Raw genomic sequence first — 16,040 nt, forward strand, 5'->3', positions numbered from 1 at the left:
ATTTGTGTTCATTCTAATAAACATGAGTATTAAAACAATTTTCATTTTACCCTTAAACAGGAAAAATAATCAATCTTTTTATTTAGTCGCTCCCTTTGGCTGCATCATGCGGCAAAGGGAGCTTTTTTGTAAGGGTTTACGATTCTTTTAAAAAAATAATATTATTTCATTACTAGGTGCGGCTTTTTCTTCAGGCTGTGCTGTCCTTCGATGAAGCGGACTGTGCCTGATTTTGCTCGCATGACGACTGAGTGGGTTGAGCCATAAGAGCCTTTGAATTGGACTCCTTTAAGCAGCTCGCCATCTGTTACACCTGTTGCTGCGAAAATGGCATCGTCGCCACGGACGAAATCTTCCATAAGGAGGACTTTATTGACATCGATGCCCATTTTTTTGCATCGCTCGAGCTCAGCATCATTTTGCGGAAGCAACCGACCCTGAATTTCTCCACCGAGGCTTTTAAGAGCTACTGCAGCGATGACACCCTCTGGTGCTCCGCCTGAACCGAACAGGATATCCACTCCGGTAGTATCGAACGCCGTGTTGATTGCGCCAGCTACATCTCCGTCATTGATCAATTTGATCCTTGCTCCTGCCTCACGAAGCTGGGCAATGATATGTTCATGGCGCGGACGGTTCAATACTGTCGCCACAACATCTTCAATATCCTTGTTCTTCGCTTTAGCCACAGCCTTCAGATTATCAAGAACAGAAGCATTGATATCGACCATTCCGACTGCTTCAGGACCAACGGCTAGTTTATCCATGTACATGTCCGGAGCGTGAAGCAGGTTGCCGTTATCCGCTACCGCCAGGACTGCAAGGGCGTTCCAGCCGCCTGATGCTACAATGTTCGTTCCTTCCAAAGGGTCGACGGCAACATCCAAACGCGGACCATAGCCTGTCCCAAGCTTTTCACCGATATACAGCATCGGTGCTTCGTCCATTTCTCCTTCACCGATTACGACTGTGCCTTTCATCGGGATGGTGTCGAACACATCTCTCATTGCCGAAGTTGCAGCATCGTCAGCTTCGTCTTTTTTTCCGCGTCCCATCCAGCGGGCTGAAGCAAGCGCCGCCGCTTCTGTCACGCGGACAAGCTCCATCGTCAAGCTACGTTCCATATGATCATCCCCTAATCATGAAAGGGGCTAATGCCTACCAAAAAAGTATACCTCTCAATCCCTTCCTATTCAGCCCGTTCCAATAATCAGCTTTCTCCTCGTTAACCGATTATGTCTCGGAACTGCTTAGGAAACGGATTTAATACTGCCGCAATTGGCGGCTAGATGACCAATTAGGTTATACTATTCTGCGTTTTTGATAAACAATAGCACCGCTTTTTGTATTGTACAGCTCTATTGTACTATACTTTTTATGATTTTTTTATCTCTTCTTGTTCTTCAGAGGTCAGATCTTCCCGCCAAATTGTGGCACCGAGTCCATTGAGCTTTTCAACGATATGGCTGTAGCCGCGGTCGATATGGTCGACACCGGTGATTTCGGTGACTCCTTCAGCCATAAGTCCGGCAATGACAAGCGCCGCTCCGGCACGGAGGTCACTGGCCTTTACTTTAGCTCCCTGAAGCTTAACCGGCCCGCTGATGATCGCCGATCTGCCCTCGACCTTGATATTCGCATTCATTCTTCTCAGTTCGTCGATATGCTTGAAGCGTGCGCCATATATTGTATCTGTCACGACACTAGAACCCTCAGCTCTCGTAAGCAGCGCAGTGAATGGCTGCTGCAAATCGGTCGGGAAGCCAGGGTAAACAAGCGTCTTGATATCGATTGCTTTATATTTATCCGCAGGCGCAACATAAATTTGCTCGTCGCTTGCTTCAATTTTAGCACCCATTTCCTTCAGCTTGGCCACAAGTGATTCAATATGCTGAGGAATAACATTATCGATCGTCACACCATCACCAATAGCAGCGCCAAGGATCAAGTACGTCCCTGCCTCAATCCGGTCAGGTATGATTGTATGTCGGCAGCCATGAAGCTCGTCAACGCCATCGATGCGGATGACATCCGTTCCCGCGCCTTTAATTTTCGCACCCATATTGGTTAGTAGGGTTGCTACATCAATGATCTCCGGTTCTTTTGCTGCATTTTCAATGATTGTGCGCCCTTTTGCCCGGACAGCAGCAAGCATGATGTTGATCGTCGCTCCAACGCTGACGACGTCAAGATAAATCCTCGCACCACGAAGCTCGTCAGCACGCAGGTAAATCGCGCCTTGTTCGTTCGTCACGCTTGCACCAAGCGCTTCGAATCCTTTTATATGCTGGTCAATCGGCCTTGGGCCCAAATGGCAGCCGCCGGGCAGTCCGATGACAGCCTTTTTGAAACGGCCCAGCATCGCTCCCATTAAATAGTATGAAGCTCGCAGCTTTTTCACTTTTCCATTCGGCAAAGGCATGGAAATCATGGAAGACGGATCCACCGTCATTTCATTGTTCGAGAATTCAACAGAACCGCCGATCTCCTCCATCAAGTCCTTGAGCATATGAACGTCGGAAATATCCGGCAAACCTTCAATGGTCACAGGCGATTCAGCTAAAATCGTTGCTGGGATTAAGGCCACTGCACTGTTTTTCGCGCCGCTGACCCGAACAGTCCCTTTTAAAGGATAGCCGCCTGCAATCTTAAGCTTTTCCATTTTTGACTCCCTTCTAAGCCGTGATGTATTAAGGTCAAGCTGGAGATGCAAACTTTTTACAGCTAAGACCGATATAGGCTCTACTTAGATTTGATTGAATACCGAAATCAACTAGGTATATTTTTCCATTAAAAATATTCAGATTCCGGGAGTTTTCTATTCCTTTAGTTTACACGATATTCCCAAAATCATGTAATAAAATGCAAAAAAGTTTAAATTGGGTAAAACTTCCTAATGCGTCACTTTAATACTTTAAACTACTGGGGGTCTGACCCCCAGTGCTGTAATGCGTTAATGTGTGTTACAAATTACTGCCCGCGTGATTCCCAATCTTTCAGGAATGCTTCGATGCCTTTGTCTGTTAGCGGGTGGTTGAACATTTGCTGGATGACTTTGTATGGTACGGTTGCGATGTGCGCGCCTCTTAGTGCTGCGTCTGTTACGTGCTGTGGGTGGCGGATGGACGCGGCGATGATTTCTGTGTCGATGCCGTGGATGGTGAAGATGTCGGCAATCGTTGAAATCAGGTCGAGTCCGTTATGGCCGATGTCATCCAGACGGCCAAGGAATGGGGAAACGTATGTAGCTCCCGCTCTTGCTGCCAGCAATGCCTGGTTCGCACTGAAGACCAATGTTACGTTTGTCTTGATTCCTTCTTTTGAAAAGACAGAGACTGCTTTCAATCCTTCTGGTGTCATCGGAACTTTAATTGTGATGTTAGGAGCGATTGCAGCTAGCTCTTTACCTTCTTTGATCATGCCTTCTGCATCTAGCGCGATGACTTCCGCACTGACAGAGCCAGGAACTAGTTCAGTGATTTCCTTCAAGCGGTCTTCAAACTTCACATTCTTCTCTTTTGCCACGAGTGATGGGTTGGTTGTAACCCCTGATAAAATTCCAAGTGTATAGGCCTCGCGGATTTCTTCCATATTCGCAGTATCGATAAAAAACTTCATTTGTAAACGCCTCCAGTCGACAAAATTTTCAAACACATATAAATGGACAAAAACCGCCTTATTGTAAGGCGGTTTAATTATAACAAATTTTTATTGCTATTACGCTTTGTTGGAGGAACCGAATTCGCGCATTTTGCCGATTACAGTTTCCTTGATTGCGTCGCGAGCTGGTCCAAGATATTTACGTGGATCATACTCGTTAGGCTTTTCAGCCAATACCTGACGAACAACCTTAGCTGAGGCAATTTGGTTTTCGGTATTAACGTTGACTTTAGCTGTACCGAAAGAAATAGCTTTCTGGATATCTTTTGTAGGGATTCCAGTTCCGCCGTGCAATACTAATGGTACGCCGGCAGTCTTGTTGATTTCTTCCATTTCCTTGAAACCAAGGTTTGGCTCACCTTTGTAAGGGCCGTGAACAGATCCAAGTGCAGGAGCCAGGCAGTCGATGCCAGTGCGCTGAACAAGTTCTTCACACTCTTTAGGATCAGCATAGATAACTCCGTCAGCAACGACGTCATCTTCCTGTCCGCCAACTACTCCCAATTCGGCTTCTACAGAAACGCCTTTTGAGTGAGCGTATTCTACCACTTTTGAAGTGATTTCAACGTTTTCCTCGAAAGGACCGTGAGAAGCGTCAATCATGACAGATGTGAAACCAGCATCGATTGCTTCTTTACATTTATCAAAGCTTGAACCATGGTCTAAGTGGATTGCGACAGGAACTGTTGTTTTGTAGTCCTCCATCAGTCCTTCTACCATTTTTACTACAGTTTTGAAGCCGCCCATGTAGCGTGCAGCACCTTCGGAAACACCAAGGATAACTGGTGACTTCTCAGCTTCTGCAGCCTGAAGGATCGCTTGAGTAAATTCAAGGTTATTTAAGTTAAATTGCCCAACAGCGTAGCCTTCCGCATTCGCTTTTTTCAGCATTTCAGTCATTGAAACTAAAGGCATATCATTTCCTCCTTCATTATGATCAATCGTCTTTTGACTATGCTACCCTTTAAAAGGTTTTCCTTCTCTGCTTTTGATTATGTACCCGAGATGGCATTCATCAAAACGAAATGATCCTGTGGAATTCATAAGTATCATACCAAAAGAAAATCAGAATTGCCATTGTTCTAGCCTTGTTTTTGCAAGTGTCATAAAAATGCTATAAAGCAAGCGCTACCAATAGTTTCACTAGTCTGGAAACTTGGATTTTCTCTACTTTTTAAAAGGAAATGCCCTCTGAAAGTTCGAGAGGGCATTTCTATGTAATCCTGTATACAATTTACGAAACGGTTTGTGAGTATTTCTTTACAGCTGCCCGGATGTCGTCGATATCGAATGGTTTGGCGAAGTGTGTCAGCGCCCCCAAATCCATTGCTTCCTGGATCATATCGAGCTCGCCGTAGGCGGTCATGATGATGACGCGGATATCCGGATCGATTACCTTCATTCTTTTTAGAATTTCAATTCCATCCATACCAGGGATTTTCATGTCCAAAAGAACGAGATCCGGTGGATGCTTTTTCACGATATCCAGGGCCTGGACGCCATTTGCAGCCTGATACGTTTGATAACCTTCTTTTTGCAGCACTTCATTAAGTAGAATTCTGATGCCAAACTGGTCGTCTACAATAAGTATTTTTTCTTTCATGCCGCCTCTTCCCCCTAATAAATGTAGTATGTTGTTAAATGTATTTGTCCAGGAAACGGTTTCGTCTTATCCCCATTTACACAATTCGTTAAAAAGCTTGAAATTCCTCCCATATTTTCAAACATATTTTTCGACAGATGCTTTTTCATTTCCATTGTAGTACTTTATAATCAGTATTGGCAAAAACGGAGGTGCTGTTATGTTAAAAATGTTTTCGACACAGCTGACAGGTTTGTTCAACAGACTTCAGGAAAAAGAAGAGTTTTCAATCGAGGATGGAGCACGCTTGCTGGCTCAAGCTGCAGCTGGTGAGGGCACGGTTTATATTTATGGTACAAAGGAGATGCAGGCAGTTGCCCTTGAAGCCGTCTATGGCGAGGAGCCGCTGCAATCAGCTGCGATTTTCACAGAGGAAGTTGATCTTGAGGCTGCTGATCGCGTTCTGATTGTAAGCCGGTACGCAGATGACAAAGAGGCTGTGGAAGCAGCACGTGGTTTACAGGAAAAAGGGATTCCATTTGTGTCCATCTCCACTATCCGCGACGATCAAGAAGCTGAAAGTCTCGATACTATGGCTGACGTGCACATCGACTTAAGGATCAAAAAAGGCCTTCTGCCTGATGAAATGGGCAACAGAGTCGGCTATCCTACTTCCATCGTCGCATTATTCATTTACTTCGGGTTGAAATTCACGATTGAGGAAATTTTGGAGGAGTACTAACAGAGCGGGTCTTGGACAACCGGTATTAAAATGGATCCAACTAAAAATCCCATATAAACACAAAAAAGCCGGTGATTCCACCGGCTTTTTACTTATTTTCCGCGGATTATTTACGTGACTTGATTGATGCTTCGATGAAGTCCCTGAATAATGGCTGCGGGCGTGTTGGTCTTGATGTAAACTCAGGATGGAACTGGGATGCCAGGAACCATGGGTGGTCCTTCAGTTCGATGATTTCTACCAATCGGCCATCCGGGCTTGTACCAGAGAATAGAAAGCCTGCTTTTTCCATAGCCTGGCGATATTCATTGTTGAACTCATAACGGTGGCGGTGGCGCTCGTAAATCAAATCATCGCCATATGCCGCGAATGCTTTCGTGTCTTCACCAAGTTTACATGGATACAGTCCAAGACGAAGTGTTCCGCCAAGGTCTTCGACATCCTTCTGTTCTGGAAGAAGGTCGATGATCGGATATGGCGTGCTTGGCATGATTTCCGCAGAGTGAGCGTCTTTCAGGCCAAGAACATGGCGTGCGAATTCAACGGATGCCAGCTGCATGCCCAGGCAGATTCCGAAGAATGGCACTTTGTTTTCACGAGCGTATTTGGTAGCAAGGATCTTCCCTTCGATACCGCGGTCACCGAATCCACCTGGAACAAGGATGCCATCAACGTCGTTCAGCAATTCAACGACATTCTCTTCTGTTACTTCTTCAGAGTTTACCCATTTGATTTCAATATCGCTGTCAAATGCGTAACCTGCATGCTTCAATGATTCAACCACTGAAATGTAGGCGTCCTGAAGCTCAACATATTTTCCGACAAGTGCAATTTTTGTTTTACCAGAAAGATGCGTTACTTTCTCAACAAGAGCATTCCACTCTGTCATGTCCGCTTCACCGCAATCGAGTTTGAAGTGGTCGCATACAAGCTGGTCCATCTTCTGCTCCTGCAAGGCAAGAGGAATTGAATATAATGTATCAGCATCTGCAGCTTCGATTACCGCTTCCTTATCGATGTCACAGAATAGAGCAATCTTATCCTTCATGTCCTGTGAAATTGGCATTTCTGTACGCAGAACAATGATGTTAGGCTGGATGCCAAGGCTGCGAAGTTCTTTTACGCTATGCTGGGTTGGCTTCGTCTTCATTTCACCAGCCGCCTTGATATAAGGAACCAATGTGCAGTGAATGTACATGACATTGTCACGGCCAACATCGTTCTTGATCTGGCGGATCGCTTCAAGGAACGGCAGTGATTCGATGTCCCCTACTGTACCGCCGATTTCAGTGATGACTACGTCGGCGCCTGTTTCTTTTCCAGCACGGAAAACGCGGTCTTTGATTTCATTCGTGATATGCGGGATAACCTGCACTGTTCCGCCCAGGTAGTCCCCGCGACGCTCTTTTTTCAAGACAGTTGAATAGATTTTTCCTGTCGTCACGTTAGAATACTTATTAAGATTGATATCAATAAAGCGCTCGTAGTGGCCAAGGTCCAGATCCGTTTCAGCTCCATCGTCTGTAACGAAAACCTCGCCGTGCTGGTAAGGACTCATTGTTCCTGGGTCCACGTTGATGTATGGGTCGAATTTCTGGATTGTTACGTTCATGCCCCTATTTTTCAGCAATCTGCCAAGAGAAGCTGCCGTGATCCCCTTACCTAATGACGAAACTACGCCGCCTGTTACAAAAATATACTTTGCCATTGTGTAATCCCCCTCATCAAACAGTTTGTACAATATGTACCTGTTTAATTGATTTATTAAAAAAATTTTTAACGATCTCATTGGTCTGCTGTTTATGATGCAAACCTATTTGTATGGGGGGTTCTGGACAAAATAAAAAAAAACGCCCCACATACATAGTATGGGGAGCGTTTTGTTGCTGTTTTACATAATCGTCCTTTTTTAAGGAGCCCAAAAAGTATTCTACAGCCGGTATTGGTAAAAGTCAAGCTGTTAATTACAGTTCTTCGTCCTCGTCATCTTCATCTTCCAGTGCCAGCTCTTCGTCTTCTTCTTCGTCTTCCAACAACTCGTCATCGTCCTCGAAATCGTCAGTGTCTTCAAGATCCTCATCGAATTCTTCATCATCATCATCATCGTCATCATCCAGGGCATCATCGTCGTCTTCATCAAATTCGTCGATGTCATCAAAGTCAAGATCTTCCTCATCGATCTCATCGAACTCGTCAAGGTCGAGGTCATCCTCATCCACTGCCTTCTTCGACTTCTTCTTCTTAGGCTTGACTGTCGTGACATTGTCTTCTTCGATTTGGTCAACAGGATACCAGACGCGAAGTCCCCAGCGGCCTTCACCCTGGGACATGAAACGTCCATCTATGTTTATATCTGTATAGAACTGAACCATTTTTTCGCTTACATCGGCCTCGTCCAACTTAAGAATGCTCTTGATTTCAGCCATCAGCTCTTGGAACGTGATCGCTTGCTTCTTTTCTTTTAAAATTTCGTAGGCAACTTCAATCAATGACATTTCTTGAAGCTCTTCTTTTGAGTATTGACTTAAACTCAATCTTCGCACTTCCTTTCTCTATTCCAGGCCTTACCCGGCCCTGCGTCCGAAAACAAGGAAAATATCCCAGAATGCATATTCTACATTATAAACAAATTCTAAACCTTTATGCCAGTTTTATCTGTCGTTTTCTTGCCTTTTTTCACTTTCATCGTCCACTTTCCCGCTGCCAGTCCTTTTTCGCTTTTTAAGCTGGGCATATGCCATGAAAAAGAAGACAATCGAAAGAATGAAAAACGATATCGCACCGAGCTGACGCTGGTAAAGATAATACATGGCTGCAGCTGCCATGACAGCTCCTGCCGTTAACAACACAGATCTCACAAATTTCACATCCTGAAGTAGGTCGTATGTATTAGCTGATACCTAGATTATATAAGATTATTTGGTAAATGATATGAAAATTTTCTATAAAAGCTGTGATTGCATGATGTTTTTTCCGGACCAAACCTCATCTTACATTCTTGCTCTCTTGAAAAAACTGGTACAAAGCAGCAATACCTAATGCTATTTTACGAAAAAGAGCTTAACAAAATGCAAGATGGCTCATAGTTTTCCTACAAGCCACCTTGCCCAATCCAGGTCCATTGCAAAATTTCTAATGCCACGTCCTACTTTTATACACAATCTCTAATGATTTTAAACAAGCCATATACTTATGCTGCTTTTACATATTCCTGCGGAACTGGCCGCCTACTTCATATAGCGCCCTTGTGATTTGTCCAAGGCTTGCGTATTTTACCGTTTCCATTAGTTCAGCGAAAATGTTGCCACCGCTGACGGCTGTTTCTTTCAGGCGCTTTAGTGCATCTTCGGATTGATCCTTGTTTTTGCCTTTGAAGGCTTCAAGGTTTTGAATCTGGGTTTCTTTTTCCTCTTTCGTCGCTCGTGCCAGCTCCATCTTGTCGATTTCTTCCTCGGATGGAGGATTTGGATTCAGGTATGTGTTCACACCGATGATCGGCAGCTCCCCTGAATGCTTCTTCATCTCATAGTACATCGACTCATCCTGGATTTTTCCGCGCTGATACTGTGTTTCCATTGCGCCAAGCACGCCTCCGCGGTCATTGATCCGTTCGAATTCCTGAAGGACTGCTTCCTCTACCAAATCCGTCAGCTCTTCGATGATGAACGCACCCTGCAGCGGATTCTCGTTCTTCGTCAAGCCGTGCTCCTTCGTGATGATCATCTGGATGGCCATCGCGCGGCGGACGGATTCCTCAGTCGGCGTTGTGATTGCTTCGTCATAAGCATTTGTATGAAGCGAGTTGCAGTTATCATGCAAAGCCATCAATGCCTGAAGTGTCGTACGAATATCGTTGAAGTCGATTTCCTGTGCGTGAAGTGAACGTCCGGAAGTCTGGATATGATACTTCAGCTTCTGGCTGCGCTCATTTGCGCCATACTTGTTCTTCATGACTGTCGCCCATATGCGGCGGGCAACACGGCCAATCACAGAATACTCAGGATCAAGACCGTTTGAGAAGAAGAAGCTCAGGTTTGGCGCAAAATCATCGATGTTCATGCCTCTGCTCAAATAGTATTCAACATATGTGAAGCCATTTGATAGCGTGAAGGCCAGCTGCGATATCGGGTTCGCTCCTGCTTCGGCAATATGATAGCCGGAAATCGATACAGAATAATAGTTCCGGACCTTTTCGTCGATAAAATACTGCTGAATATCGCCCATCATTCTTAACGCAAATTCAGTAGAGAAGATACAAGTATTCTGTCCTTGGTCTTCTTTTAAAATATCTGCCTGCACCGTTCCACGAACGGTCTGGAGCGTCATTTCCTTCACTTGCGCAAACTCTTCGTCATTCAGCTTGCGCCCTAGCTCTTCTTCCTTCTTTTGTACCTGCTGTTCAATTGCCGTGTTCATGAACATGGCCAGGATGATTGGCGCCGGTCCGTTGATCGTCATCGACACGGATGTTGATGGATGGCAAAGGTCAAATCCTGCATACAGCTTTTTCATGTCGTCAAGCGAACAAACGCTGACCCCGCTCTCGCCGACCTTGCCATAAATGTCCGGACGGTAATCAGGATCTTCTCCGTATAAAGTCACAGAGTCAAAAGCTGTGCTCAATCGCTTCGCGTTGTCGTCCTTGGACAGGTAATGGAAACGGCGGTTCGTCCGTTCCGGTGTCCCTTCACCAGCAAACTGGCGCTTTGGATCCTCACCCTCACGCTTGAACGGGAATACGCCCGCTGTATACGGGAAGCTTCCTGGTACGTTCTCAATGTATACCCAGCGCAAAATTTCACCATAGTCCTTGTACTTTGGCAATGCCACTTTAGGGATGCTTAAACCTGAAAGGCTCTTAGTCCTTAGCTCAGTGACGATTTCCTTATCGCGGATCTTCGTCACGAACTGGTCAGCACTGTACTTTTCCTTGAGGGATTCCCAGTTTTCGAGAATATATTTGGATTCAGGAGTCAGCTTCTTTTCCACTTCTTCCTTCAATACTTCAAGTGAGGAAACTACTTCGCTGTTTGTTTCTCTTTCTTTTACCACCTCGATTGTACCTTCCAGCTGGAACAATCTGCGGGCAAGGTCTGCCTGCTCGGCTGCATGTTTATGGTACCCGCGAACTGTTTCCGAAATTTCACGCAGGTAGTAACGGCGGTCGTTCGGGATGATGACATTCTGTTTTTCGACTACTGCACTGGTAGAGAAGGATGTCGTCCAGTCTGTGCCTGCTTTTTCATTGATTTTATTGACGAGGGCTGCGAAAAGCGCGTTTGTGCCCGGGTCATTGAACTGGCTGGCGATTGTGCCATACACAGGCATTTCATCAAGGTCTTTGTCAAAAAACATATGGCTGCGCTGATACTGCTTCTGCACCTGGCGTTTTGCATCCTCTGAGCCCTTGCGCTCAAATTTATTAATGACAATCAGGTCTGCATAATCAATCATGTCTATTTTTTCAAGCTGTGAAGGCGCACCGAATTCGCTTGTCATCACATACATGGAGACATCGCAGACATCGGTGATTCCAGCATTGCCCTGTCCGATTCCGCTTGTTTCGACGATGACCAGGTCAAAGCCTGCTGCTTTGACAACATCGATCGCATCTTTAATTGCCAACGACAATTCTGATCTGGATTGCCTTGTCGCAAGGCTGCGCATATAAACGCGCGGAGAGAATATCGCGTTCATGCGGATCCGGTCGCCCAGAAGTGCTCCGCCTGTTTTTTGCTTAGTAGGGTCTACAGATAAAATTGCTACACGCTTTTCAGGAATTTCATTGATAAATCTCCTGATCAGTTCATCCGTCAATGAGCTTTTACCAGCTCCGCCTGTACCCGTGATTCCAACAACCGGAACAGATTTTGACAAGGTCTTTACTTTTTCCATCAGTGTTTCAACAGCCGCAGCTGTTTCTTTTTCCGAACCGACATGCTGCTCGGCAAGCGTAATCAGCTTGGCTACTGCATTCGGGTCCCCAGCCTCAAGCTTTTCGATTTCCTCGACGCCTTCTGGAGTAACTGTCGGGAAATCACATTCCTTGATCATCTGTTCGATCATGCCATTAAGGCCGTATTTCCGGCCGTCTTCCGGTGAAAAAATCCGGGCGATTCCGTATTCATGAAGCTCTTTTATTTCCCGCGGAATGATGACGCCGCCGCCACCGCCGTAAATGCGGATATGTGATGCTCCTTTTTCCTTCAAAAGATCGTACATATACTTAAAATATTCTACGTGGCCGCCCTGATAGGAAGAAATCGCAATCCCCTGTGCATCCTCCTGGATTGCGGCATTGACGACCTCCTCAACAGAACGGTTGTGGCCAAGGTGGATGACCTCGCCGCCCAGTGACTGGATAATCCTGCGCATAATATTGATTGAGGCATCATGACCGTCAAACAAGCTTGAAGCTGTCACAAAGCGAATATGATTCTTTGGTTTATACATTTCCGGCATACTCATTTTGTTCCCCCTGTTCATAATATTTCCGACCCCTTTATCCCCTTAAAAAGCAGTTCGGTCTGCAGCTCTGTATACTCTTCAAGCGTATACAGCTTTCTTAGCGCCCAGCGGCGGAATCCCCACATCTGCCCCTGAACGAAAATATCATGTGCGATGATTTTGACGTGTTTCTCATCCAGGTCAAGCTCGCCATTTTCGACGCAGCGCTGGATGACATCCTCAAACATCCCCACCATCTCGATTTCTTTTTTCAGCACGTAAGGAAGGGCATCCTTTGTCAGCGATTTAACTTCCTGGTACATGACAAGCACTTCATCCTGCAGATCGTCCATTACTTTGAAGTAATTGGCGATCCCGACCTTCAGGCTCTCAAGCGTTCCCTGGTTCGTATCAAGATTTTCCTGAAGGCGGTCGCGGACCTCGTCATAGATGCTGTCACAGACAAGATAAAGCACATCTTCCTTCGTACGGATATATTCATAAAGGGTGCCGATGCTAAAGCCTGAAGCCCGGGCAATCTCTCTGGTCGTCGTTCGGTGGAAGCCCTTCTGCTTGAAAAGGGTTACGGCCCCTTTGATCATCTGGTCGCGCCTTTTTTTCACAAGACGCTCATCTTTTACCGACGCCTGCACTTCTCGCTTTTTCATCAACATCTACCCGCCTTGTTATTTCGTCAGCATCCTGGAGATTACGAGGCGCTGGATTTCCTGAGTTCCTTCATAGATTTGCGTGATTTTCGCGTCGCGCATGAAGCGTTCAACCGGATAATCCTTCGTGTATCCGTAGCCGCCGAATACCTGGACAGCTTCAGTTGTCACCTTCATCGCAGTGTCGCCGGCAAACAACTTGGACATCGCAGATTCCTTGCCGTATGGAAGACCTTCAGACTCAAGCCATGCCGCCTGGTAGGTTAATAGCCTTGAAGCCTCAACAGATGTTGCCATATCTGCAAGCTTGAAGCCGATTCCCTGGTTCGCCGCAATTGGCTTTCCGAATTGCTGACGCTCTTTCGCATAATCCACTGCAGCGTCAAGCGCACCTTGAGCGATTCCAACCGCCTGTGCAGCGATGCCGTTGCGGCCGCCATCAAGCGTCATCATCGCGATTTTGAAGCCTTCGCCCACTTCGCCAAGGATGTTTTCCTTCGGAACGCGGCAATCTTCAAAGATGATTTCTGTTGTTGGAGATGAACGGATGCCGAGCTTTTTCTCTTTCTTGCCGACAGAGAATCCAGCGAAGTCGCTTTCAACAATGAATGCAGTTGTTCCCTTATGCTTGCTTGATGGATCAGTCAATGCAAACACAACATAGATATCCGCTACACCACCGTTTGTGATGAAGATTTTTGAACCGTTAAGCACATAGTGGTCGCCGTCTTCTTTTGCCGTCGTTCTCATTGCACCTGCATCTGAACCGCTGCCCGGCTCAGTAAGGCCATATGCACCGATACTTTTTCCTTCAGCCATTGGTCGCAGATATTTTTGCTTCTGCTCTTCGTTTCCGAACTTGTAGATCGGCCAGCCAGCAAGCGATGTGTGCGCGGACAGCATAACGCCTGTTGAAGCACAAACACGTGACAGCTCTTCAACTGCGATGCAATAAGCAAGATAGTCAGATCCGATGCCGCCGTATTCCTCAGGCCACGGAATACCAGTCAGGCCAAGTTCGGCCATCTTGTCAAAAATCTCGCGGTCAAAGCGTTCCTCTTCATCACGCTCTGCAGCTGTCGGAGCCACTTCATTCCTTGCAAAATCACGGACCATTTTTCGGATCATTTCATGTTCTTCGGATAATCGAAAATTCATTTTTGTTTCCTCCGTTACTGTTGGATTAGTTTATATAGGTAGCTGTTACATTAACTTGCTAATTCCCGGATTTTCTTGACTACTTTGATGCTTCCACTGCCAAACCTGTCACGATTACGAGTTTTTCTTGACAGCTTTTCGCCTTTTACACCCAAACCTGTCACAATTACGGGGTTTTCTTGACAGCTTTTCGGCTTTCACACCCAAACCTGGCACGATTACAGGGTTTTCTTGACAGCTTTTCGGCTTTCACTCCCAAACCTGTCACGATTACGGGCTTTTCTTGACAGCTTTTCGGCCTTCACTGCCAAACCTGTCACGATTACGGGTTTTCTTGACAGCTTTTCGGCTTTCACACCCAAACCTGTCACGATTACGAGCTTTTCTTGACAGCTTTTCGGGTTTCACACCCAACCTGTCACGATTACAGCGTTTTCTTGACAGCTTTTCGGCTTTCACACCCCAAACCTGTCACGATTACAAGGTTTTCTTGACAGCTTTTCGGCTTTCACACCCGAACCTGTCACGATTACGAGTTTTTCTTGACAGCTTTCCTGCCTTCAAACCCAAACCTGTCACGATTACGAGTTTTCTTGACAGCTTTTCGGCTTTCACACTCAAACCTGTCATAATACCAGCCTTACAACTGCTTACTAATAACAATCTTCTGAATCTCGCTTGTTCCTTCGTAGATTTCGGTTACTTTGGCGTCGCGGAAGTAGCGTTCTACCGGATAATCCTTTGTATAGCCGTAGCCGCCGAATACCTGGATGGCTTCTGTGGTGACTTCTACTGCTGTGCGTGATGTGAACAGCTTTGCCATGGAGGCTTCTATTCCGCACTTTTGACCTTCTGAGCGTAACTGGGCAGCGCGATAGATTAATAGTTTTGCAGCTTCGACGGATGTTGCCATATCGGCCAGTTTGAAGCCGACGCCTTGCTGGGCAGCGATGGGCTTGCCAAATTGGACTCTTTCTTTTGCATAGTCAGTAGCCGCTTCCAAGGCTGCTTCGGCAATCCCAAGAGCCTGGGCGGCAATCCCGATTCGCCCGGCGTCGAGGTTGCTCATCGCGATTTTAAATCCTTCGCCTTCCTGGCCAAGCAAGTTTTCTGCCGGCACCTTCATGTCTTCGAATGTCAGCTGGACTGTGCGTGAGCCGTAAAGACCCATTTTGTGCTCATCCTTGCCGACGATAAAGCCTGGAGTGTCTTTTTCTACGATAAAAGCGGATACACCTTTGGTGCCAGCTTCCGGATTAGTCGAAGCGAACACAATATAGACGTCTGCTTCGCCGCCGTTGGTGATGAATACCTTCGAACCGTTCAACACATAGTGCCCATCCTTCTTGACTGCACGTGTTTTCAAGCTGGCCGCATCCGATCCGGCGCTTGGTTCTGTCAGACAGAACGCCCCGAGATAGTCGCCTGCTGCAAGCTTAGGCACATATTTCTTCTTTTGCTCTTCCGTACCAAAATACAAGATCGGATTCGTTCCGACGGATGTATGGACGGAAAGGATGACGCCGACCGTGGCGCTGACCTTTGAGATTTCATGGATCGCGATGATGTAGGAGATGAAATCCATCTCCGATCCGCCATACTCTTCGGGAACCGGGATTCCCATCAGGCCAAGCTCGCCCATCTTTCTTAAAATCTCTCTCGGGAACTCGCCCTCTTCCATCTTTTCAACAAATGGTGCAATTTCGGTTTGCGCGAAATCCCGTACCATTTTGCGCATCATTTCCTGCTCTTCTGTAAATCTCAGATTCATTTTTAACCCTCC

The 16,040-nt window shown here is 46.3% G+C and carries 13 protein-coding genes; 1 reads left to right on the top strand and 12 read right to left on the bottom strand.

Annotated elements, in window-relative coordinates; all coding sequences use genetic code 11:
• Positions 1-161 precede the first annotated feature (161 nt).
• The 5 genes from glpX to FOF60_RS23435 all read right to left on the bottom strand — a co-directional run bounded on the left by glpX (position 162) and on the right by FOF60_RS23435 (position 5,263).
• Positions 162-1,124 (bottom strand): class II fructose-bisphosphatase, encoded by a 963-nt coding sequence (glpX, locus tag FOF60_RS23415; protein WP_041964630.1) that lies wholly within the window; start codon positions 1,122-1,124, stop codon positions 162-164.
• Between the two features lie 251 nt (positions 1,125-1,375).
• Complete coding sequence (locus FOF60_RS23420) at positions 1,376-2,662, bottom strand: UDP-N-acetylglucosamine 1-carboxyvinyltransferase (protein WP_192471834.1); 1,287 nt, start codon at positions 2,660-2,662, stop codon at positions 1,376-1,378.
• Between the two features lie 308 nt (positions 2,663-2,970).
• On the bottom strand, positions 2,971-3,618 hold the full coding sequence (gene fsa, locus FOF60_RS23425; RefSeq protein ID WP_192471833.1) for a fructose-6-phosphate aldolase: 648 nt from the start codon (positions 3,616-3,618) through the stop codon (positions 2,971-2,973).
• Between the two features lie 99 nt (positions 3,619-3,717).
• Complete coding sequence (locus FOF60_RS23430) at positions 3,718-4,575, bottom strand: class II fructose-bisphosphate aldolase (protein ID WP_102264606.1); 858 nt, start codon at positions 4,573-4,575, stop codon at positions 3,718-3,720.
• A gap of 319 nt (positions 4,576-4,894) precedes the next feature.
• Positions 4,895-5,263 (bottom strand): response regulator, encoded by a 369-nt coding sequence (locus tag FOF60_RS23435; protein WP_041964634.1) that lies wholly within the window; start codon positions 5,261-5,263, stop codon positions 4,895-4,897.
• Between the two features lie 199 nt (positions 5,264-5,462).
• Here FOF60_RS23435 and FOF60_RS23440 point away from each other — a divergent pair, with 199 nt between their 5' ends.
• Positions 5,463-5,984, top strand: coding sequence for a DUF2529 domain-containing protein (locus tag FOF60_RS23440; RefSeq protein WP_192471832.1), 522 nt, complete (start codon positions 5,463-5,465; stop codon positions 5,982-5,984).
• 106 nt (positions 5,985-6,090) lie between these two features.
• Here the strand turns inward: FOF60_RS23440 and FOF60_RS23445 are convergent, their stop codons facing one another.
• The 7 genes from FOF60_RS23445 to FOF60_RS23475 form a co-directional block, all read right to left on the bottom strand.
• Complete coding sequence (locus FOF60_RS23445; RefSeq protein ID WP_192471831.1) at positions 6,091-7,692, bottom strand: CTP synthase; 1,602 nt, start codon at positions 7,690-7,692, stop codon at positions 6,091-6,093.
• Positions 7,693-7,948: 256 nt separating this feature from the next.
• Complete coding sequence (gene rpoE, locus FOF60_RS23450) at positions 7,949-8,518, bottom strand: DNA-directed RNA polymerase subunit delta (protein WP_192471830.1); 570 nt, start codon at positions 8,516-8,518, stop codon at positions 7,949-7,951.
• Positions 8,519-8,635: 117 nt separating this feature from the next.
• Positions 8,636-8,842 carry a hypothetical protein gene (locus FOF60_RS23455; RefSeq protein ID WP_192471921.1) on the bottom strand — a complete coding sequence of 69 codons (207 nt, stop codon included), beginning with the start codon at positions 8,840-8,842 and terminating at the stop codon, positions 8,636-8,638.
• Positions 8,843-9,185: 343 nt separating this feature from the next.
• Positions 9,186-12,446: a fused isobutyryl-CoA mutase/GTPase IcmF gene (gene icmF, locus FOF60_RS23460; protein WP_192471911.1), complete on the bottom strand. Its 3,261-nt coding sequence runs from the start codon at positions 12,444-12,446 to the stop codon at positions 9,186-9,188.
• A gap of 20 nt (positions 12,447-12,466) precedes the next feature.
• Complete coding sequence (locus FOF60_RS23465) at positions 12,467-13,099, bottom strand: TetR/AcrR family transcriptional regulator (RefSeq protein ID WP_192471829.1); 633 nt, start codon at positions 13,097-13,099, stop codon at positions 12,467-12,469.
• Positions 13,100-13,117: 18 nt separating this feature from the next.
• On the bottom strand, positions 13,118-14,257 hold the full coding sequence (locus FOF60_RS23470) for an acyl-CoA dehydrogenase (RefSeq protein WP_192471828.1): 1,140 nt from the start codon (positions 14,255-14,257) through the stop codon (positions 13,118-13,120).
• 640 nt (positions 14,258-14,897) lie between these two features.
• Positions 14,898-16,028, bottom strand: coding sequence for an acyl-CoA dehydrogenase (locus FOF60_RS23475; RefSeq protein WP_192471923.1), 1,131 nt, complete (start codon positions 16,026-16,028; stop codon positions 14,898-14,900).
• Between the last annotated feature and the right edge of the window lie 12 nt (positions 16,029-16,040).

Source organism: Mesobacillus jeotgali (assembly GCF_014856545.2).
Lineage (GTDB): Bacteria > Bacillota > Bacilli > Bacillales > Cytobacillaceae > Mesobacillus.

Excerpts from the sequence above, each read along its gene's own strand:
- glpX (WP_041964630.1), bottom strand. The coding sequence starts at position 1,124 with ATGGAACGTAGCTTGACGATGGAGCTTGTCCGCGTGACAGAAGCGGCG.
- FOF60_RS23420 (WP_192471834.1), bottom strand. The coding sequence starts at position 2,662 with ATGGAAAAGCTTAAGATTGCAGGCGGCTATCCTTTAAAAGGGACTGTT.
- fsa (WP_192471833.1), bottom strand. The coding sequence starts at position 3,618 with ATGAAGTTTTTTATCGATACTGCGAATATGGAAGAAATCCGCGAGGCC.
- FOF60_RS23430 (WP_102264606.1), bottom strand. The coding sequence starts at position 4,575 with ATGCCTTTAGTTTCAATGACTGAAATGCTGAAAAAAGCGAATGCGGAA.
- FOF60_RS23435 (WP_041964634.1), bottom strand. The coding sequence starts at position 5,263 with ATGAAAGAAAAAATACTTATTGTAGACGACCAGTTTGGCATCAGAATT.
- FOF60_RS23440 (WP_192471832.1), top strand. The coding sequence starts at position 5,463 with ATGTTAAAAATGTTTTCGACACAGCTGACAGGTTTGTTCAACAGACTT.
- FOF60_RS23445 (WP_192471831.1), bottom strand. The coding sequence starts at position 7,692 with ATGGCAAAGTATATTTTTGTAACAGGCGGCGTAGTTTCGTCATTAGGT.
- icmF (WP_192471911.1), bottom strand. The coding sequence starts at position 12,446 with ATGCCGGAAATGTATAAACCAAAGAATCATATTCGCTTTGTGACAGCT.
- FOF60_RS23465 (WP_192471829.1), bottom strand. The coding sequence starts at position 13,099 with ATGAAAAAGCGAGAAGTGCAGGCGTCGGTAAAAGATGAGCGTCTTGTG.
- FOF60_RS23470 (WP_192471828.1), bottom strand. The coding sequence starts at position 14,257 with ATGAATTTTCGATTATCCGAAGAACATGAAATGATCCGAAAAATGGTC.
- FOF60_RS23475 (WP_192471923.1), bottom strand. The coding sequence starts at position 16,028 with ATGAATCTGAGATTTACAGAAGAGCAGGAAATGATGCGCAAAATGGTA.